The sequence below is a fragment of the Pelomonas sp. CA6 genome, assembly GCF_022549225.1.
Taxonomy (GTDB): domain Bacteria; phylum Pseudomonadota; class Gammaproteobacteria; order Burkholderiales; family Burkholderiaceae_C; genus Roseateles.
On record NZ_JAKZFD010000005.1, the window covers coordinates 198,060 to 218,025 of the forward strand.

Here is a 19,966-nt window from a genome sequence, read left to right on the forward strand (position 1 = left end):
GTCAGAAATAGCCTTCCTTCTTGCGTCGCTCCATCGAGGCCTCGGAGCTGCGGTCGTCCATGCGGGTGGCGCCGCGCTCGCTGATGGTGACGGTCAGCGTCTCGGCGACGATCTCGGCCGCGCTGGCGGCCGCGCTTTCCACCGGGCAGGTGCAGGTCATGTCGCCGACGGTGCGGAAGCGCACGGTGGCGGAGTCCACCGTTTCGCCCGCCTCGGGCGGCGTGACCTCGGTCAGCGGCACCAGCAGGCCCTTGCGGCGGATGACCGGGCGTTCATGCGCGTAGTACAGGCTGGGCAGTGGGATGTTCTCGCGCGCGATGTACAGCCACACGTCCAGCTCGGTCCAGTTGCTGATCGGGAAGGCGCGGAAGTGCTCGCCGGGGCGGATGCGGGTGTTGAACAGATTCCACAACTCGGGGCGCTGCTCCTTGGGCTGCCATTGGCCGAAGCTGTCGCGGTGGCTGAAGATGCGCTCCTTGGCGCGCGCCTTTTCCTCGTCGCGGCGGGCGCCGCCGATCAGCACGTCGAAGCGGTGCTCCTCGATGGTCTCCAGCAGCGTCACGGTCTGGTGGCCGTTGCGCGATTCCAGCGGATGGGCGAGGCGCACCGTGCCCTTGGCGATCGAGTCTTCCAGATGGCCCACGATCAGTCGTTCGCCCATCTCGGCGACGCGGCGGTCGCGGAACTCGATCACTTCGGGGAAGTTGTGGCCGGTGTCCACATGGACCAGCGGGAAGGGCAGCCTGCCGCTGAAATCATGGCCGGCGATCCGGCGCTTGAAGGCCTTCTCGGCCAGGCGCAGCACGACGCAGGAGTCCTTGCCACCCGAGAACAGCAGGGCGGGGCGCTCGAACGCGGCGGCGACCTCGCGCAGGATGAAGATGGCCTCTTCCTCGAGGTGGTCCAGGTGGCGGTGGTCCGCCAGCGGCAGCAGGTGTTCCAGGTTCACGGGGGCGTTCATGCCGGGGCTCCGGAGTTCGCTTGGGAGGGGGACGGTTCGTGGCGCGTGGCGTGCAGGCCGCATTCCTTGGCGGAGTCTTCCCACCACCAGCGGCCGGCGCGGAAGTCCTCGCCGACGGCGATGGCGCGCGTGCACGGGGCGCAGCCGATGCTGGGCATGAACTGGTCGTGCAGCGGGTTGGTGGGCACCCCGTGCTGTTGCACGTAGTACCACACGTCGGCCCAGCTCCAGTCGGCCAGCACGTTGAGCTTGCTGCGGCCCTGGCCGTCGGGTTCGCTGAAGGGCACGTCGGCGCGGTTGCTGCTCTGCTCGCGGCGCAGGCCAGTAATCCAGGCACTGCGTCCGGCCAGCATGCGCGACAGCGGCTCCAGCTTGCGCAGCGCGCAGCATTCCTTGCGCAGCGCGACGCTTTCGTACATGGGGTTCTCGCCGTGCGCGCGCACGAAGCGGATCACCTGTTCCTGGGGCGGCGCGAAGACCTCGACCGCCAGGCCGTAGCGCGCCTCGAGGCGCGGGATCAGCGCCAGCGTTTCGGCATGCAGCCGGCCGGTGTCCAGCGTGGCGACCGCGACGGGCAGCCGGTGGCGCGCGATCAGGTCGGTGATCACCATGTCCTCGACGCCCAGCGAGGTGCTCTGCACCAGGCCGGCGCCGAAGTCCTGGACGGCCTGCTTCAGCAGGGCCACGGTGTGCGCCACGCGGACCTCATGGCCGGCCGTGTGGCGCGCGTAGAGGCCGATGGCGGAACCGGCGCCAACGCCGGGCAGTGCGGAGGCCAGCGGCAGCGCGGAGGCGGCCGTCATGCGGCATCCCGGGCGAACAGCGGGCGCGGCTGCAGCACGTCGCCCTGGTAGTGGGCGGGGAAGAAGGCGAGCGCGCGCTGCGCGGCGTCCAGGCTCTGGTCGTGGCGCAACTGTGCGGCGTCGACGCCGCAACGCTGCAGCAGCGGCAGCATGTCGACCAGCACCTCGCCGGTGGCGCGGAGTTCGCCGCGGAAGCGGTAGCGGCCGCGCAGCAGCCGCGCCTGGCTGTAGGCGCGGCCATCGACCCACTTGGGGAACTGCAGCACCACCAGCTGCAGTCGCGGCAGGTCCTCGGCCAGGGTCTCGACGTCGGCGTCGTTGGGCAGGATCACGCCGGTGGCCAGCTCGGCCGGCCAGGTGTCGCGCACCGCATGCCATTGCTCCAACGTCAGCAGCTTGTGGTCGGCGGCGGCCGGGTGGGGCTGGGGCCCGTCTTCGCCGGCGCAGGTGTGCCAGGGGTCCTGGGCTTTGGAGATGAATTTCATCGCGGAGCTCCGGCGGTGTTCAGTGGGCCACGGCGGCGCCGTCCTTGGCGCTGTCGCGGGCGGCGGTGGTGCGGCGGATGGCGTTCGCGGCCTGCTTGAAGGGCTCCAGGCCCACGCGGCGCACGGTCTCGACGAAGCGCTCGCCGGGCTGGCGCTCGCGGCGGTAGGTGGCGATCACGGCTTCCACCGCGTCGGCGGCCTCGTCCGCCGCGAACGATGGGCCGATCACCTTGCCCGGCACGGCGCCGCCGGACAGCGTCGAGCCGTCGGAGCCGCCCAGCGTGATCTGGTACCACTCGCTGCCGTCCTTGTCGACGCCGAGGATGCCGATGTGGCCGCTGTGGTGGTGGCCGCAGGAGTTGATGCAGCCGCTGATATGCAGGTCGATGTCGCCGATGTCCCAGAGCTCGTCCAGGTCCTGGAAGCGCTCGGTGATCTCGGCCGCCACCGGGATGGAGCGGGCGTTGGCCAGCGCGCAGAAGTCACCGCCCGGGCAGGTGATCATGTCGGTCAGCAGGCCGATGTTGGGCGTGGCAAAGCCCTGCGCCTTGGCGGCTTCGTGCAGCGCGGGCAGGTCGGCCTCGCGCACCCAGGGCAGCAGCAGGTTCTGGTCGTGGGTGACGCGCAGCTCGCCCAGGCTGAAGCGGTCGGACAGCTCGGCGGCGGCTTCCATCTGCGTGTCGGTGGCGTCGCCCGGCGGCAGGCCCACGCGCTTGAGCGACAGCGTGACGGCGCGATAGCCGCTGACGCGGTGGGCATGGACGTTGCGTTCCAGCCAGCGGCGGTAGGCACCCTGCGCCCCGGCGAAGAGGTCGCCGCCGGCCACGGGCGTCACGCCCGCCGGCTGCACGAAGCTGGCGGCGACGCGAGCCAGTTCCGCCTCGGGAATGATCTGTTCATGGCCGCCCAGGTCGTCGGCGAGGATGTGGCGGTACTCGGCGTTGACGGCGTCGAAGAACTTCTGCCCCTCGGCCTTCACGAGGATCTTGATGCGTGCCTTGTAGAGGTTGTCGCGCCGGCCGTAGCGGTTGTAGACGCGGACGATGGCCTCCAGATAGACCAGGATGTGCTGCCAGGGCACGAAGGCGTGGATCTCCTGCGCGATCACCGGCGTGCGGCCCATGCCGCCGCCCACCAGCACCTGGAAGCCGACTTCGCCGGCGGCGTTCTTGCGCAGCTGCAGACCGATGTCATGCCAGGCGATCGCGGCGCGGTCCTCGGCGGCCCCGGAGATGGCGATCTTGAACTTGCGCGGCAGGAAGGCGAACTCGGGGTGCAGCGTGCTCCATTGGCGCAGCACCTCGGCATAGGGGCGCGGGTCGACGATCTCGTCGGGCGCGATGCCGGCGGTGGCGTCGGCGGTGATGTTGCGGATGCAGTTGCCGCTGGTCTGGATGCCGTGCATGTCCGCATCGGCCAGCAGGTCCATCACATCGGCCGACCGGGTCAGCGGGATCCAGTTGTACTGGAGGTTCTGGCGCGTCGTGAAATGGCCATAGCCCTTGTCGAACTCGCGGGCAATGCGCGCCAGCTGGCGCAGCTGGCGGCTGGCCAGCACGCCGTAGGGCACGGCGACGCGCAGCATGGGCGCATGGCGCTGGATGTACCAGCCGTTCTGCAGGCGCAGCGGGCGGAACTCGTCGTCCGACAGGCTGCCGGCCAGGTTGCGTTCCAGTTGATCACGGAACTGCGCGGCGCGGGCGCGGACGAACTGGCGGTCGAAATCGGTATAGGCGTACATGGGGTGTCGGCGTGCTCCGGTCAGCAAATCCGGACGGGGCCTGCCGCAGCAACCGACACCGCGACCGCCCCGAACTGACCGGGGAGATCGCACTGTATGAACGCTTTTTATATATGAGAACTACAAAATCGTAGATTGCTTATGCCCGCATAAGCATATGAACGGTTCTGCAATCAGTCTTGCGCGAGACGTCGCAGGGCCTGGACCTGTTCCTGGATGCGTTGCGGCACCGGCTCCCGGCCGTCCAGCATCGCGCGGATCAGCCGGGCATTGGCCTCGGGCTCGCAGTCCTCGTGCAAGGCTTGTTCCAGTGCTTCATTGGGCTGCGGGTTCAAGTCCAGCGTCTGGCCGTCGGCGAAGCCCTGCAGGTGCGCGGCGCGGCGCAGGTGGGCATAGGCTTCGCCCTCGCTGGCGCGCATCAGCAGCGCGCGGCCACCGTCGCTGCAGAGTCGCGGCAGGGCCTGGGCCATGCTGTCCAGATACTCGGGGTGCGTGACGGCCACCACGCGCACGCTGCGGCCTGGCGCGGGGTCCAGCAGCTTGGCGACGCTGTGGCTGCTGTTGCGCACGCCCATGCGGGCGCGCAGCGCCATCAGCGCGTCCAGTCCTGGGTTCAGCGCCGCCAGCGGCAGGCAGGCCAGGCGCGCGCTGGCCAGGCGCGCCTGGGCCTGGTCCAGGTCGTGGCTCAAGGGAATGTCCAGCACGGCGAACAGCTCGAAGGGGCTGATGCGGCTGTCGAAGTCATGCCGGCCGTGGATCAGCACCGGCACGCCCTCGCGCGCCAGCAGCAGCGCGACCAGCGGCATCAGATTGGCCTGCTTGCGCGCGCCGTTGAAGCTGGGCAGCAGCACCAGGCGCGGGCCCGCCGGTGGCGCCAGCCGCGCGGTGCGCGCCTGCATCGCATCGACCAGGCCCAGCAGCTCCTCGGCGCTCTCGCCCTTGATGCGCCAGGCGATCAGCATCGCGCCCAACTCCAGCTCGGGCACGCGGCCGTCCAGCATCGCGCCGTAGAGCTGCGCGGCCTGGTCGCGCTCCAGGTCGCGTGCACCGCGTCGACCGCGGCCTATGTCTTTGATCCAGCGGGCGTAGTCCATCGTGGCAGTGTAGGGGCGAAAAAAAGCCGGCCCCGAGGGGCCGGCTCGCCGTGCGATACCGCGGAGCGGGATCAGAACGCGAAGGTGGCGCCGACCGTGAAGGCCTGCACGTTGCCCTTTTCGTTCAGGCCGTTCTTGTCGAACTTGCTGCGGCTGAGGTCCAGGCCAGCGTCCAGCTTGATGGCCGGGGTCAGCGCGTAGCCCACGCCCACGCCGACGTACGGCGCGACGTTGGTGTCGGACACGGAGCCCGACAGGTTGCCCGAGCGGCCGGACAGCTTGGTCTTCATGCTGATGATGCCGCCACGCACGGTGAAGTCCACGGCTTGGCTGGCGGGGATGCGATAGGCCAGGCCCAGCGCGATGCCGGCGCTCTTGATGTCGATGGAGCCGGTGGCGTCGGAAGCCTTGGCCTTGCCGAAGCTCAGGTAGCCCAGTTCGGCGGACAGGTTGTTGCCGAAGCCGTAGCCGCCGACCAGCTTGAAGGCCGTGCCGGTCTTGTCGCAGTTGGCGACGCCGTTGCAATCCAGGTTGGTGCGGCCCACGCCCACGGCGCCGGACACGTACGCTTGGGCGCTGGCGCCAGCGGCGGCGGTGGCCAGCAGAGCGGCGACGATGATCTTGTTCATGGTTTGTTTCCCTATCTAGTTCGAACAACACTTCAGCCCTCGGGAGCTGAAGAGGCGCGAATCATAGGGAGAACCCGAGTGCTCAGCCGAAACTCACGTGGCGTCCGCCCCACGGATCGTCTTCGCTCCCTTGGGGGATTGATGGCGCATTGTTGTTCGATATGGGAACTTTTTCTGGTATGCGCCTTGGCGGAAGCCCTAAGTTTTCAGATCTGGAGGGCGCCTTGCCTCCTCTGAAAATCGAAAGCCGCTCTTCGTTCCCAGACCGGCTTCAATCTGTGCGAATGGCGGATTTTTTGAAACTCAAGAGGTGCTGTCAATCCTGACCGCAGAATCGTTCGCATCAGCCAATGGGGCGGAATCGCGTGATTTCCTCACGCTCCGGACCCCGGGGCTTTGACCCCATTCGCGGCCAGGTTTTGCTTAGAACATGAAGGTGGCGCCCGCCGTGTAGGCTCGGACATTGCTCCGTTCGCCACTGCCCATATGGGAATACTTGTTGCGACTGAAATCCAGATGGGCGTCGAGGCGCAGGCGCGGACTGACGCTGTAGCCGGCCGCCAGTCCGAGGTGGGGTGCTGTGCTGGGGGAGGATGCATAGCCATACAGGCTGGTCCGGATGCCGCTGAACCGGGTCTTCATGCGCAGCAGGCCGCCGCGCAACGTGAAGTCCCAGGACGGGTTGAGCGGAAGGCGGTAGGCCAGGTCCAATCCGATACCGTCACTCTTGCTTTCGCCCTGGAAGCCCCCATCCACGGAGGCCTTGCCGAAGCTCATGTATGCCAGCTCGACCGCCAGGTTGTGGCCCACGCCATAACCACCGACGAGTTTGTAGGCGGTGCCTGTTGTGTCGCTGTGCAGAATACCCATGGGATCCAGCTTGGTGTTGTCCCGGCCCACCCCTGCGGCCGCGGACACATAGGCTTGCGCTTGAGCCACGCCGGCTGTTGCGGCCAACAATATTGCAGTCAGGTGCTGGATCATGCATCTCCCTTGATGTATTCAATGCGCGCCAGGCCGTCTGAGCCCGCGCGGCGCGCAGAATAAATCAAGGGGCCGGAACGAGCGGCCAAGTCGTCTGGCATATCGCACGCGGGATCGGGCGAATACTCCGCTCGCCAGGAATGAGAAATCCGACCCCGTGAGGGCGCCACGCGGCCCACATCAGCTCCGGCAGGCGCCAGTGATTCGGGTCGGGGTGAGGTTTGCCTGCAAGTCAGTTCGGAGTTGCCCTGAATGCGACAGTGGGGCGTTCCGCGCAGACCCTCAAGCCGCCTGACGCATATCCGAAACCCCATGCCGCAGTTCCCCGAACAGGTTGCGGGGGTCGCTCAGGACAGGCACCAGATCGAGTGAGGAGCCCAGGCCCAGCGCGGTGGCCTGGTGGGCCAGCCAGCGCAGCGTGGAGAAATCCTCCAGCGCGAAGCCCACCGAGTCGAAGACGGTGATCTCGTCGGCGCGCACGCGGCCGGGGCGCTGGCCGGACAGCACCTGCCACAGCTCCGTGACCGGGAAATCCGCCGGCATCTGCTGCACATCGCCTTCGATGCGCGACTGCGGCTCGTATTCGACGAAGACACGGGCCGCTTCCAGCACGCCGCGGTGCAACTCCGTCTTGCCCGGGCAGTCGCCGCCGACGCCGTTGATGTGCATGCCGGGCTGAATCATCTCGGGCGTCAGGATGGTCGCGTTGGTTTTGTCGGCGGTGACCGTGGTGACGATGTCGGCGCCCTGGGCGGCATCGGCAATGCTGGCGCAACGGCGCAGGGCAAGACCCGGCACCGACTGCAGGTTGCGCACCAGCCTGTCGGTGGCCGCGGGGTCGATGTCGTAGAGACGGATCTCCTGGATGCCCAGCAGGTGGTGGAAGGCCAGGGCCTGGAACTCGCTCTGCGCGCCGTTGCCGATCAGCGCCATGCACCGGGAATCGGGCCGCGCCAGCACGCGCGCGGCGAGCGCCGAGGTGGCCGCGGTGCGCAGCGCGGTGGACAGGGTCAGCTCCGACAGCAGCCGCGGGATGCCGGTGGCCACGTCGGCGAGCACGCCAAAAGCCATCACGGTCGGCAGGCCGACGCGGTGGTTTTTGGGGTGTCCGTTGACGTACTTGAAGCTGTAGGACTGGGCGTCGGCGATGGGCATCAGCTCGATCACGCCGTCCTGCGAATGCGCAGCGACGCGCGCGGTCTTGTCGAACTGGGGCCAGCGCAAATAGTCGGCGCGGATGGCCTCGGCCAGCTGTTCCAGGCACAGGGGCAGGCCCAGGCGGTGGACGATGCGGGCGACGTCGGGGGTGCTGAGAAATTGCGTCATGGGCAGGCTCATGGCTGTGGAGATGGTTCGATTCTTCAGAGCCGCCCCGCCAGCGAGAAGCCAGAAAATTGATCAACAGTCATCATGTGTTGTACAAAACGGCAAGAACAAATGCCGTTTTGATAGCGACTTCGGGTTAACCCTGGGCGAATTCCGCCCCGCTGGGGCCCAAGAGCACCGAAGCGGTGCAACAGGGAGCGCATGGACACGCTGGACCAACAACTGATCGCCTTGCTGCGCCAGGATGCGCGCGCCAGCGTGGCAACGCTGGCGCACAAGCTGAAGGTGGCGCGCGGCACCGTGACCAACCGGCTGGCCAAGCTGGAAGACGCCGGGGTGATCACCGGCTACACGGTGCGCCTGCGCGCCGACGCGGCGCCGCGCCACATCGTGGCCTGGATGAGCATCGCCGTGGAAGGCAACCGCACGCGCGAGGTGGTGGGCATCCTGATGGGGGAGCCGGGGGTTTCCGGGTTGTTCGACACCAATGGCCGCTGGGACCTGCTGGCCGAGCTTCGCGCCGAGACGCTCAACGAGCTGGCCGAGATTCTGGAGCGGGTGCGTCTGATCAAGGGCATAGGCGCCACCGAAACCAGCATCCACCTGCAGACCTACAAGCTGGGCTGAGCGGGTTTTTTCCACGCGTCGGTCCGCCCACGCTCTGCTAAAACCTCGACGTTTTCATTCACTGCGCGGGGCTTGCATGTTGTCTTTCTCTTCTTGGCGCCTGCGTACGCGCGTCCTGTCCGGCTTTGCGTTGGTGATGGCGCTGATGGGGGCGGCCTCGCTCTATGGCGTCTGGCGCATCGTCCAGCTCAGCGCCCATGTCGATCAGCTGGTCCAGGCCGACGTGCAGGCGCTGGAGCTGGCGCGGCTGTGGGCCGGGCTGACCGAGGCCAACATCCAGCGCCGCGTCGTCACGCTGGCGATCGACGACGCGGAGTTCGTCAAGGCCTTCTCGCGCAAGTCCAAGGAGACTTCGGCGCGCGTGGACAAGGTGCAGGAAATGCTGGACCAGCTGAGCAAGACGCCCGAATCGGAGCGTCTCAGCGACCGCATTGGCGAGACGCGCAAGGCCTACCAGGCGCTGCGCGACGAGATCACGCGGCAGAAGACCGCAGGTCAGGATGTCAGGGCCCGCGTGACGCGCGAACTGATCCCGGCGATGGAAACCTATCTGGACGCCATCAACGCCTATGCCGACCACGCCCGCCAGCAACTGGACGCGAAGCGGGCCGAAGCCGGGCGCGAGGCCGCCGCCACGCGCGCCTGGGTGCTGGCCGCCACCGCGATCGCGGCGGTGCTGGGCGTGTTCGTGGCATTGGGCATCACCCGCTCGGTGACGCGACCGCTGCAACAAGCCCGCGGCCTGACCCAGCGCATCGCCGACGGCGACCTGACCCCGCGCGCGCCCAGCACCGGGCAGGACGAGCTGGCCCAGCTGATGCAGGCGCTGGAGCAGATGCAGGGCAAGCTCGCCACCACCATCGCCGGGGTGCGCGGGGCGGCCGAGCAGGTGCGGCTGGCCTCGTCGGAAATCGCCAGCGGCAACCTGGACCTGTCCAACCGCACCGAGCAGACCGCTTCCAGCCTGGAGCAGACCGGCGCCGCGATGCAGCAGCTGGGCGACGGCGTGCGGCTGAACGCCAATGCGGCGCGCGAGGCCGACGGGCTGGCGCAGTCGGCCTCGCAGGTGGCCGACCGCGGTGGTGAGATGGTCAGCCGCGTGGTGCAGACCATGGGCGAGATCCAGCAGTCGTCCAACAAGATCGGCGACATCATCGGCGTGATCGACGGCATCGCCTTCCAGACCAACATCCTGGCGCTGAACGCCGCGGTGGAAGCCGCACGCGCGGGCGAGCAGGGCCGCGGCTTCGCGGTGGTGGCCGGCGAGGTGCGGGCGCTCGCGCAGCGCAGCGCCCAGGCTGCGCGCGAGATCAAGGCGCTGATCGCCGCTTCGGTCGAGAAGGTGGAAAGCGGCAGCGTGCTGGTGCGCGATACCGGCAGCACCATCGCCGAGGTCGTGCAGGCCGTGCAGCGCGTGACCCGCATCGTCGGCGAGATCTCCGCGTCGACCGGCGCCCAGGCCCAGACCCTGGGCGAGATCGGCGCGGCCGTCGGTCAGCTGGACCAGATGACGCAGCAGAACGCGTCGCTGGTGGAGCAGTCCGCGGCCGCCGCGGAAAGCCTGCGCGAGCAGGCCTCGCAGCTGGTGGAGTCGGTGGCCGCGTTCAAGCTGCGCGGCTGAGTCGACCCGGGCCCTCGCCCCGGTCCGGGCCGCATGGGGGCGCCGTCAGTTGGTGCTCAGTTCGACCTGCAGCTGCTGGACGTGCGAGGTCACGAATGCGCTGCCTTTGCGAAGTCCGGGCGAGATCTGCCCGGACAGGTCCCGTCGCAGCAGTTCCAACGTCATGCTGCATTGGACGTTGCGCGCGATTTCGCTGCCAAAGATGTCCTTGGCCAGTTGTGCTGGATCCAGGCGATAGACGCTGCCGCTGGCGTGAACCAGGGGGGAGCCAAGACTTCCGAACATGGAGAAGGCGCGGCCGTTCGAGCATTTGCCTCGGGTTTCGCCCGTCAGGACTTCGGTCGTGGGGACGTTCACCACGAGCTCCACTGGCGTGCCGGGGTGGGTGAGATTGAGGACGTATTGCGTCGGCGCCAGCACTCGGAAAGGGGGCGGAAGAATGCCTGAGCCGGTGAAAGTGCTGCCGTCAGCACGCACGAACTCCATGCGAACCTGGCGGTCGGCCGGGATGCCTGCCAACTGGGCTTCCCAGTTCATGCCTGTTGTATCGCCTGACAGTCTCACCCGTGAGTGGTTGCCAGAGGACGCGTAGAGCATATCGCCGCCCTCCAGCGTGACGCCACCCATGACCTTTCCGGTCGAGAAGGTGCCCATGGCCCTGAGATTCTGGCCGTCGCTGCGCACTTCGAGGCTCACGACCAGGTCGGCACTGGCGACGTCCTTGGAGGGGCGGCAGCCTACGATGCCGCAAGCGATGCCATCTGCGATGGCCTGGCCCACGGCCTCGCCGGCCGATCCCATGCCGCAGCCGGCTGTCAGCGCTGTCAGTCCCGCGAGCGCCCCGGCCAGTGCCAGGCGGCTCCGTGGACGACGGGCCTGGATAGGTTTCTTGTTCATGGGCTCCTCTCCCTCTCGGTTCATGGTCGGAGGCGCGGAGATATCAGGACGGCCTACCTCGCGAGCATCCGCGATGCGTGTGGCTGGCGAGCATAGCCTGCGCCCCGCGGGGGCGGCTTCACCCCAACGGGGGGTTGGCGAGGGCGAGCGGTCGAGGCAAGTACGGGCCCAGGGTGGCGCCACCGCGCCGTGTACAGTGCCGCCATGCCCAAGACCTGTCTGCTGATCATCGACCCGCAGAACGATTTCTGCGACCTGCCGCCGTCATGGCGGGGCCGCGATCCCCTGACCGGCGCCGAGATCGCGCCCGCGCTGCCGGTGCCGGGCGCCCACGCCGATCTGCTGCGCCTGGCCGACTTCGTGCGGCGGCGTTCGGCGGCCCTGGATCAGGTCGTGATCACGCTGGATTCGCACCAGCGCTGGGACATCGCCCATCCCGGCTTCTGGGCCGGACCCGACGGCGCGTCGCCGGCCCCCTTCACACCGATTGCCGCGGCCCAGGTTCGCGCGGGCGAGTTCCTGCCGCGCGACGCGGCCGCGCTCGGCCGCGTGCTGGCCTACCTGGACGCGCTGGAGGCGGCCGGCCGCTACACCCTGATGGTCTGGCCGGTGCACTGCGAGGTGGGCAGCTGGGGCCACGGCGTGCATGCCGCGCTGCGCGCCGCCTGCGACGACTGGGAGCTGCGGCGCCACCGCGCCACCTGGCATGTGTTCAAGGGCCTGAATCCCTGGACCGAGCACTACAGCGCGCTGCAGGCCGAGGTGCCCGATGCCGATGACGCACACACCGGGCTCAACCGCGAGCTGCTGCGCCGGCTCGAGGGCTTCCAGCGCATCCTGGTGGCCGGCGAGGCCGGCAGCCATTGCGTGAAGTCCACCGTCGAGCATCTGGTGCAGCACCTGCCGCGCCCGCAAGACCTGACCCTGTTGAGCGACGCCATGAGCCCGGTCACCGGCTTCGAGGGCCAGCAACAGGCCTTTTTCGACGCGATGCGCGCCGCCGGCCTGCAGATTTCCACCACCCAGACCTGGGACGCATGAGCACCGCCACGCCACCGGTGATCTCCAGCCTGCTGGAGACCGATCTCTACAAGTTCACGATGTGGCAGGCCATGCTGCATCGCCATCCGACCGCGCAGGCCGAATACCGCTTCGCCTGCCGCAACACGCCGCAGTACCCGCTGGCCGAGCTGGTCGAGGACCTGGGCCGCGAGCTGGACCATTTGTGCAGCCTGAGCCTGGACCGCGACGAGCTGACCTATCTGCGTGGGCTGCGCTTCATCAAGTCCGACTTCGTCGACTTCCTGCGCATCTTCCGCTTCCAGCGCGACTTCATCGAGGTGACGCCGCGCGGCGAAGCGCTGGAGATCGTCGTGCGCGGTCCCCAGGTCCATGTGATGGGCTTCGAGATCTTCGTGCTCGCGATGGTCAACGAGCTCTACTTCCGCCGCTACGACGCCGCGGTCGCGCTGGCCCAGGGGCGAGAGCGTCTGCGCGCCAAGATCGAGCTGCTGCGCCGCTTCGAGCGCGAGGAGCCGCCGCACCGCCATCCCTTCGAGTTTTTCGACTTCGGCCTGCGCCGCCGCTTTTCCGGTGCCTGGCACCGCGAAGTCCTGTCCACGCTGAAGACCGAGCTGCCGCAGTTCTTCAAGGGCACCTCCAACGTGATGCTGGCGCGCGAGCTGGACCTGGTCCCCATCGGCACCATGGCCCACGAGTATTTGCAGAGCTACCAGGCCACCGGTGTGCGCCTGCGCGACCACCAGAAGGCGGCGCTGGAAGACTGGGTGCAGGAGTACCGTGGCGACCTGGGCATCGCGCTGACCGACGTCGTGAGCATGGATGCCTTCCTGGCCGACTTCGACCTCTACTTCGCCAAGCTCTTCGATGGCCTGCGCCACGATTCGGGCGACCCCTGCGAGTGGGGCGAAAAGGCGCTGGCCCACTACGGCCGGCTGCGCATCGACCCGCATACCAAGCGCCTGGTGTTCTCCGATGCGCTGGACATGCACAAGGCGCTGGCGCTGTACCGCCATTTCGCGGACCGTACCCAGCTGGGCTTTGGCATCGGCACCCAGCTCAGCAACGACATGGGTCTGCCAACGCTGAACATCGTGGTCAAGCTGACCCATGTGAACGGCCAGCCCGTGGCCAAGCTGTCCGACAGCCCCGGCAAGACCATGTGCGAGGACCAGACCTTCCTGGCCTATCTGCGCCAGGTCTTCCAGGTGGCGCCGCGCTGAGCGGCGCCGGCGCTTCCCTAGAATCCCGGTCCATGTCTGATGTCTCCCGCCGCGCGGCCGCCTGGGGCCGCCGCCGCCTGCTGACCCGGGGCGCCGCCCTGGGCTTGAGCGGCCTGCTCGCCGCCTGCACCACCACCGCGCCCGTGCCCGCGCGCCCCGAGCCGCCGCCCGAGCTGCCTGCGCCGCCCAAGGCCGCGCCCCGCCCGCCGCGCATCGGACTGGCGCTGGGCGGCGGTGCCGCGCGCGGCTTCGCGCATATCGGCGTGCTGCAGGTGCTGGAAGAGCAGGGCATCAAGGCCGACCTCGTGGCCGGCACCTCGGCCGGCAGCCTGGTCGCGGCGCTGTTCGCCAGCGGCAAGAGCCCGCGCGAGCTGGCCCAACTGGCCGAGAACATGGACGAGGGCGCGATCACCGACTGGACCTTCCCGATGCGCGGGCTGATCCGCGGCGAGGCGCTGGCCCGCTACGTGCGCGCCCAGACCGGCAACCGGCCCATCGAGCAGATGTCGGTGCCGCTGGGCATCGTGGCCACAGACCTGTACGACGGCTCGCCGGTGCTGTTCCGCAGCGGCGATCTGGGGACCGCGGTGCGCGCCTCCAGCAGCGTGCCCGCGGTATTCCAGCCGGTGAAGATCGGCCAGCGCGAGTATGTGGACGGCGGCCTGGTCTCCCCGGTGCCGGTGCGCTTTGCCCGGCAGATGGGCGCGGATCTGGTGATCGCGGTGGACATCAGCGAGCCGCCGCAGCCCAACCCGCCCGGCGATGCGATGCGCATGCTGCTGCAGACCTTCTCCATCATGGGGCGCTCGATCAACCATTTCGAGCTGCGCGAGGCGGACGTCGTGCTGCGCCCGCGGCTGGACGGGGTGGGCGGCGCGGACTTCGGCGCACGCCGCCGCGCGATCCAGGCCGGCCGGGAGGCCGCTCAGCTGGCCCTGGCGCAGATCCGCCAGCGCATCGCGGCGAAGACGCGCTGAACGGGCCGCGCCGCCTCAGGTCAACAGCGTCAGGATCAGCACCGCGGCCAGCGCGAAGCCGATCGTGAACAGGTTGAGCAGCAACAGCAGCCCGGCGCGCAGCAGCGTGCTCCACCAGCGGCGCGCGTAGACCCGCTGCAGCGCCACCAGCGGGTAGAGCAGGCAGGCCCCGGCGGTCAGCGTGCGCAGCCAGGGCAGCGGGGGCAGGCACAGCAACAGCGCGGCGAACCAGAAGGCATGCAGGTGCAGCGCGAACACCAGGTGCTCGGTGTAGCGTCGCCCGGTGTCCAGCCACAGCAGCTTGAGCCACAGCGCGAACAGCGGCAGCAGCAGGAACATCGCCGTGGCCCAGTGCCCGATGAAGCGGTCCTTGCCGTCCTGCACCTCGGCGGCCAGCGCGGCCGGTTCCGCATGGAGGCGGCGCCGCAAGCGCTCGCACATGGGCGCGGGCAGGTTTTCGCAATAGAAGCGGCCCTGTTCCAGGCCGGCGCGCCAATGCCCCAGCTCAATGAAGTGCAGCTGCTCGCCAGGGTCAATGCGCAGCGCCTTGCCCTCCTGGCCCCTCAGTTCCAGCCCGCCGGCCAGCTTCAGGATCAGGAAGGCCACCACGCTGACCGTCAGGTACAGGCGCAGCGGCAGCACATAACGCCGGCGCCGGCCGGCCAGGTATTCCAGGGTCAGCTGGCCCGGCACCAGCAGCCGCGCCAGGCTGCGCCACAGCGCGCCCTCGGTGGACAGGTAGGCGCCGCCGAACTGCTGCAGGAACTCCATCAGCGTGGGCGGCCGCAGCCGGCTTTCCTGCCCGCAATGGGCGCAGTAGTTAGGCAGCGGGAGCGGCAGCGGCTGCGCGCAGTTGGCGCAGCGGGTCTGGGGCGCGGGGGCGGCGTCGGGGGCGTTCATCGGCGCCGCATCTTAGGGGCGGACCGCCGGCGCCCTGGCGAGGGGAGACCCGGAAAAAAAGAGCCCAGCCAAGGGGCTGGGCGCAAGGGTACTTGGGAAGCCAGGCTTCCGTGGGTACCGAGGAGACAATCGGTACGGGCCGCCTTGGGCGGCCAGCGACGCTCAGGCGGCGGTGCGCTTGGCGCTGCGCGCGGCGTTCTGGCTCGCCTTCACGGCGGTGTTGGTCACGGCGTTGAAGTTGGCTTCAGCCACTTCGGTCGCCTGCTTAGCGGCCTTCTGCAGGCTTTCATAGGCGTTGTTGGCGGCGGCCATCGCGGACTTGACCAGCGCGACGGCGTTCTCGGTGCCCGCCGGCGCGTTCTTCGCGGCGTTGTCCACCAGCGACGAGGTCTTCTTCTGCGCGTCGGCGATCTGCGATTCGGCCAGCTTGGTGAACTCGGCGCTGGTCGCGGAGGCGATGTCGTAGATGTGGCGGCTGTAGGCGGCGGCCTTCTCGGCGCTGGGCTGCAGCAGCGAGGCCTGCAGCGACAGCAACTCCTGCGCGTCCTTCACCGACAGCGCGGCCTGCACGGTCTCGGCGGTTTCGCCCAGCGCGGTCTTGGCGACTTGCAGGTTCAGTTCGATCAGCTTTTCCACGCCTTCAAAGGCCTTGCTGGTCAGACCGAACAGGGTTTCCACATTGGCCTTGTGGGCGGCGATCAGTTGTTCTGCGGTCAGCATGATGAGACTCTCCAAACGGGTTGATGGGTCGGGATCAATTGCTGCACTGCAGCATGAGTCGAAGTATAAGGAGGATCCGGGCGATTGCAAGAATTTTTTGCTGCACTGCAGCATCAATAGTGGCCGCGCTCTAGAACCCGGCCTCCTGCTCATTTGCGTCGGGGTTGGCTGCCTGCGCGCCTTGCCTGTCGCCGCCCGCTTCGGTCACGCTGCCGGCGCGTGCAGACTGCCTGGAGCGGGTGACGGCTTGGTGACGACGGGTGGCCGCGGCGCCGAAATCCGCGATCCGCTATCGTTCCCGCCATGCTCGCCTTCCACTACGACACCCATGCGCTGGAGTTGCCGCCCGGGCACCGCTTCCCGCAGTCCAAGTACCGCATGCTCAGAGAGCGGGTGATGGCCGCGCCGGGCGCCATCCGCCTGCGCGAAGCGCCGGCGGCGACGCCCGACGAGCTGGTGTTGGCTCACACGCCGGACTACGTCGACGCGGTGCTGCAAGGCACGCTGAGCGCGGCGGCGCAGCGCGAGATCGGCTTCCCGTGGACGCCGGCGATGCCGCTGCGCTCTTGCCGTTCGGTGGGCGCCACCCTGGCCGCGGCGCGGGCCGCGCTGGACGAGGGCGTGGCCGCCAGCCTGGCCGGCGGTACCCACCATGCGCAGGCGGACAAGGGCAGCGGCTTTTGCGTCTTCAACGATGTCGCGGTCGCCGCCCGGCGGATGCAGGCGCAATGGCATCGCCTGCGCCCTGCGGGCGCGCCGGCCGGATTGCAGGTGCTGGTGATCGACCTGGACGTGCACCAGGGCAATGGCACGGCGGCGATCTTCCGCGACGACCCCAGCGTGTTCACGCTGTCCATCCACGGCGAGAAGAACTTCCCGTTTCGCAAGGAGGCCGGTGACCTGGACGTCGGCCTGCCGGACGCCTGTGGCGACGCGGCCTATCTCCGGGCGCTGGACGAGGCGCTGGCCGAGGTCTGGCGCCGGCTGCGCGAGCGGCCGCCCGGGCTGGCCTTCTACCTGGCCGGCGCCGACCCGCACGAGGGCGACCGCCTGGGCCGGCTGAAGATCAGCGCGCCGGCGCTGGCCGAGCGCGACCGCCGCGTGCTCGCCGCCTTGCGCGAGCGCGGCATCCCGGTGGCGTTGAGCATGGCGGGCGGCTATGGCGAGGATCTGGCCGTGACCGTCGAGGTGCAGGCGCGGACCCTGGCCCTGGCGGCCGAGTCCTGGGCCTTGTGGCAGGGGCGGCGCGAGCCGGGCGGTGAAAGCCCGGGGTCGTCTTGCGCCCCAGGCGACAGCCTGCCGTCAGGCCGGCTGGAAGAATCGGCACCATGAGCGACAAGCCGATGCCTCCCGCCCGCCCCGCGCCCGAGCCGCGCAGCGCCTTCGCCCGCTTCGTGCCGGTGCCCACGCGCTGGATGGACAACGACCTCTACGGCCATCTGAACAATGTCGTCTACTACAGCCTGTTCGATACCGCCGTGAACCGCTACCTGATCGAACAAGGCGCGCTGGACATCCATGCCGGCGCGGTGATCGGGCTGGTGGTGGAAACGCACTGCAACTTCTTCGCGTCGCTGGCCTTCCCGCAGGCCGTGGAGGCCGGGTTGCGCGTGGCGCAACGCGGGCGCTCCAGCGTGCGCTACGAGATCGGCCTCTTTGCCGAGGGTGAGCCGCTGTGCGCCGCGCGCGGCCATTTCGTCCATGTCTATGTCGAACGGGACAGCCGCCGCCCCGTGGCGCAGCTGCCCCAGCCCTTTCTGAACGCCTTGCAAGCCCTGGAGATGTCATGAGCCTGCCCGACCCCTTTGTGCCGCCCACCGACGCGCAGCGCGCCGCGGTGGATGCCGCGATCGAAACCCGCCATTCGATGCGCGCCTACCTGCCGCAGTCGGTGCCGCAGCAGATGGTGGAGGACATCCTGCGCGTCGCGTCGCGCGCGCCCTCGGGCACCAACACCCAGCCCTGGCAGGTGCATGTGCTGACCGGTGCCGCCAAGGACCGGCTGGCCGCGCGCATCCAGGCGGCCTACGACGATCCCGAGGAACTGGCCACCCACCAGGAGGAGTACGCCTACTACCCGCGCGAATGGGTCTCGCCCTACATCGACCGCCGCCGCAAGGTGGGCTGGGACCTCTATGGCCTGCTCGGCATCGCCAAGGGCGACAAGCTGCGCATGCACGAGCAGCACGGGCGCAACTACAGCTTCTTCGACGCGCCGGTGGGGATGATGTTCACCATCGACCGCGTGATGCAGCAGGGCAGCTGGCTGGACTACGGCATGTTTGTCCAGAACGTGATGATCGCTGCGCGCGCGCGCGGCCTGCATACCTGCCCGCAGGCCGCGTTCACGCAGTTCCACCGCCTGATCGCCGACGAGCTGAAGCTCTCGCCCGAACAGATGGTGGTCTGCGGGCTGTCGCTGGGCTATGCGGATCCGGCCGCGCCGGAAAACCAGCTCGTCACCGAGCGCGAGCCGGTGGCTTCGTTCGCGCGCTTCCTGACCGACTGACGCGCCTCCCCGGGGGCCTGGGGTTTGCCCCAGGCTTCAGGCGGAATTCAGCGGATGCCGCCGCTTTGGCGGCATCATGCGGCGCCATGCAAGCCCATTCGCTCGACACCCTGCATGCGCTGTGGGGGCTGCCCTTCGCCGGCATGCTGCTTTCCATCGCGCTGATGCCGCTGCTGCTGCCGCGCCTGTGGCATCACCACTACGGCAAGATCTCGCTCAGCTGGGCGGCGCTGGTGCTGCTGCCGCTGGCCGCCACTCACGGGCCGGGCATGGCCGGCGGGCTGGTGCTGCACATGCTGGTGGGCGAATACCTGCCCTTCATCGTGCTGCTGACGGCCTTGTTCACGACCGCAGGCGGCATCTATGTGCGCGGCAACCTGCACGGCAGCCCGGCGCTGAACACCGGGCTGATGGCGCTGGGCGCGGTGCTGGCGAGTCTGATGGGCACGACGGGCGCCTCCATGCTGCTGGTGCGTCCGCTGATCCGCGCCAATGACAACCGCCGCCATTGCGCGCATGTGTTCGTCTTCTTCATCTTCATCGTCAGCAATGCCGGCGGCTCGCTGACGCCGCTGGGCGATCCGCCGCTGTTCCTGGGCTTTCTGCAGGGCGTGCATTTCGGCTGGACCCTGTCGCACCTGCTGCCCGAGACGGCCTTCCTAGTCGGCAGCCTGCTGGCGATCTTCTATGGGCTTGACCGCTACTGGTATGCCAAGGAGGGCGTGCTGCCGCGCGATCCGACGCCGGACGACCACCGCTTCGGCATCGTCGGCGCCGTCAATCTGCTGCCGCTGGCGCTGATCGTCGGGCTGGTGCTGATGAGCGGGCTGTGGAAGCCCGGCGTGGTCGTGCCACTGCTGGGCGTGGACGTGGCGCTGCCGGCGCTGCTGCGCGACCTGGGCCTGGTCGCGGTGACCGGGCTGTCGCTGGCGATCACGCCGCGCCGGGTGCGCGAGGCCAACCAGTTCTCCTGGGCACCCATGCAGGAAGTGGCCAAGCTTTTCATTGGCATCTTCGTCACCATGCTGCCGGTGCTGGCCATGCTCAAGGCCGGCGAGGCGGGAGCCTTCGGGGCCGTCGCGCGCGCGGTGAGCGGCGCGGACGGCGCGCCGCGGCCCTGGGCCTATTTCTGGCTCAGCGGGCTGCTGTCGTCCTTCCTGGACAATGCGCCCACCTACCTGGTCTTCTTCAACCTGGCCGGCGGCGACGCCGCCACGCTGATGGGGTCGGGCGCGGCGGTGCTGGCCGCGATCTCGGCCGGCTCGGTCTTCATGGGCGCGAACAGCTACATCGGCAACGCGCCCAACTTCATGGTCAAGGCCATCGTCGAGGACCGCGGGCTGCGCATGCCCAGCTTCTTCGGCTACATGGCCTGGTCGGGCGCGGTGCTGATCCCGCTGTTCCTGCTGATGACCTGGCTCTTCTTTGTTTGAACCGGCGCGGCCGCGC

20 protein-coding genes are annotated in these 19,966 nt (G+C 68.8%); 9 read left to right on the forward strand and 11 right to left on the reverse strand.

Translation table 11 applies throughout. From position 1 onward, the window contains the following. Position 1: 1 nt before the first annotated feature. From cysD to LZ017_RS10660, 8 genes are all read right to left on the reverse strand, one after another. Positions 2–961, reverse strand: a complete 960-nt coding sequence (gene cysD / locus LZ017_RS10625; protein WP_241396797.1) for a sulfate adenylyltransferase subunit CysD — start codon at positions 959–961, stop codon at positions 2–4. Then, the gene (locus tag LZ017_RS10630) at positions 958–1,764 is read right to left on the reverse strand and encodes a phosphoadenylyl-sulfate reductase (protein WP_241396798.1); all 807 of its coding nucleotides are present in this window, start codon (positions 1,762–1,764) and stop codon (positions 958–960) included. The genes cysD and LZ017_RS10630 overlap by 4 nt, the downstream gene beginning before the upstream one ends. Continuing rightward, on the reverse strand, positions 1,761–2,249 hold the full coding sequence (locus tag LZ017_RS10635) for a DUF934 domain-containing protein (RefSeq protein WP_241396799.1): 489 nt from the start codon (positions 2,247–2,249) through the stop codon (positions 1,761–1,763). Before LZ017_RS10635 ends, LZ017_RS10630 begins: the two co-directional genes overlap by 4 nt. A 19-nt stretch (positions 2,250–2,268) precedes the next feature. Next, entirely contained in the window at positions 2,269–3,990 is a 1,722-nt protein-coding gene (locus LZ017_RS10640; protein WP_241396800.1) for a nitrite/sulfite reductase, read from the reverse strand. 173 nt (positions 3,991–4,163) lie between these two features. Beyond that, positions 4,164–5,084 (reverse strand): DNA-binding protein YbiB, encoded by a 921-nt coding sequence (gene ybiB, locus LZ017_RS10645; RefSeq protein ID WP_241396801.1) that lies wholly within the window; start codon positions 5,082–5,084, stop codon positions 4,164–4,166. Between the two features lie 71 nt (positions 5,085–5,155). Then, entirely contained in the window at positions 5,156–5,713 is a 558-nt protein-coding gene (locus LZ017_RS10650) for an outer membrane beta-barrel protein (protein WP_241396802.1), read from the reverse strand. 423 nt (positions 5,714–6,136) lie between these two features. Further along, a complete protein-coding gene (locus LZ017_RS10655; protein ID WP_241396803.1) occupies positions 6,137–6,697 on the reverse strand; it encodes an outer membrane beta-barrel protein in 561 nt (186 codons plus the stop codon). A 282-nt stretch (positions 6,698–6,979) separates the two neighbouring features. After that, the gene (locus tag LZ017_RS10660; protein WP_241396804.1) at positions 6,980–8,023 is read right to left on the reverse strand and encodes an ornithine cyclodeaminase; all 1,044 of its coding nucleotides are present in this window, start codon (positions 8,021–8,023) and stop codon (positions 6,980–6,982) included. 201 nt (positions 8,024–8,224) lie between these two features. On the opposite strand from LZ017_RS10660, the gene LZ017_RS10665 reads away from it, so the two are divergent. Beyond that, a complete protein-coding gene (locus LZ017_RS10665; RefSeq protein ID WP_241396805.1) occupies positions 8,225–8,650 on the forward strand; it encodes an Lrp/AsnC family transcriptional regulator in 426 nt (141 codons plus the stop codon). Positions 8,651–8,729: 79 nt separating this feature from the next. After that, positions 8,730–10,271: a methyl-accepting chemotaxis protein gene (locus tag LZ017_RS22095; protein ID WP_277604635.1), complete on the forward strand. Its 1,542-nt coding sequence runs from the start codon at positions 8,730–8,732 to the stop codon at positions 10,269–10,271. Between the two features lie 45 nt (positions 10,272–10,316). Here the strand turns inward: LZ017_RS22095 and LZ017_RS10680 are convergent, their stop codons facing one another. Continuing rightward, positions 10,317–11,168: a hypothetical protein gene (locus tag LZ017_RS10680; RefSeq protein WP_241396806.1), complete on the reverse strand. Its 852-nt coding sequence runs from the start codon at positions 11,166–11,168 to the stop codon at positions 10,317–10,319. Between the two features lie 204 nt (positions 11,169–11,372). Between LZ017_RS10680 and LZ017_RS10685 the strand changes: the two genes are divergently transcribed. From LZ017_RS10685 to LZ017_RS10695, 3 genes are read left to right on the forward strand one after another with little or no spacing between them, the layout of a single operon-like run. Further along, a complete protein-coding gene (locus tag LZ017_RS10685; RefSeq protein WP_241396807.1) occupies positions 11,373–12,209 on the forward strand; it encodes an isochorismatase family protein in 837 nt (278 codons plus the stop codon). Further along, positions 12,206–13,411 (forward strand): nicotinate phosphoribosyltransferase, encoded by a 1,206-nt coding sequence (pncB, locus tag LZ017_RS10690; protein ID WP_241396808.1) that lies wholly within the window; start codon positions 12,206–12,208, stop codon positions 13,409–13,411. The genes LZ017_RS10685 and pncB overlap by 4 nt, the downstream gene beginning before the upstream one ends. Positions 13,412–13,443: 32 nt before the next feature. Beyond that, a complete protein-coding gene (locus LZ017_RS10695; RefSeq protein ID WP_241396809.1) occupies positions 13,444–14,388 on the forward strand; it encodes a patatin-like phospholipase family protein in 945 nt (314 codons plus the stop codon). Positions 14,389–14,403: 15 nt separating this feature from the next. Here the strand turns inward: LZ017_RS10695 and LZ017_RS10700 are convergent, their stop codons facing one another. Both LZ017_RS10700 and phaP read right to left on the reverse strand, forming a co-directional pair. Then, positions 14,404–15,288: a DUF3667 domain-containing protein gene (locus LZ017_RS10700; protein WP_241396810.1), complete on the reverse strand. Its 885-nt coding sequence runs from the start codon at positions 15,286–15,288 to the stop codon at positions 14,404–14,406. Positions 15,289–15,450: 162 nt separating this feature from the next. Next, positions 15,451–16,008, reverse strand: a complete 558-nt coding sequence (gene phaP / locus LZ017_RS10705) for a TIGR01841 family phasin (RefSeq protein WP_277604636.1) — start codon at positions 16,006–16,008, stop codon at positions 15,451–15,453. Positions 16,009–16,311: 303 nt separating this feature from the next. Here phaP and LZ017_RS10710 point away from each other — a divergent pair, with 303 nt between their 5' ends. From LZ017_RS10710 to LZ017_RS10725, 4 genes are all read left to right on the forward strand, one after another. Continuing rightward, positions 16,312–17,340 (forward strand): histone deacetylase, encoded by a 1,029-nt coding sequence (locus tag LZ017_RS10710; protein ID WP_241396811.1) that lies wholly within the window; start codon positions 16,312–16,314, stop codon positions 17,338–17,340. After that, entirely contained in the window at positions 17,337–17,798 is a 462-nt protein-coding gene (locus tag LZ017_RS10715) for a thioesterase family protein (RefSeq protein ID WP_277604637.1), read from the forward strand. The genes LZ017_RS10710 and LZ017_RS10715 overlap by 4 nt, the downstream gene beginning before the upstream one ends. Further along, positions 17,795–18,517 carry a nitroreductase gene (locus tag LZ017_RS10720; RefSeq protein ID WP_241396812.1) on the forward strand — a complete coding sequence of 241 codons (723 nt, stop codon included), beginning with the start codon at positions 17,795–17,797 and terminating at the stop codon, positions 18,515–18,517. Before LZ017_RS10715 ends, LZ017_RS10720 begins: the two co-directional genes overlap by 4 nt. Positions 18,518–18,603: 86 nt before the next feature. Further along, positions 18,604–19,950, forward strand: coding sequence for a sodium:proton antiporter (locus tag LZ017_RS10725; RefSeq protein WP_241396813.1), 1,347 nt, complete (start codon positions 18,604–18,606; stop codon positions 19,948–19,950). Positions 19,951–19,966: the final 16 nt, after the last annotated feature.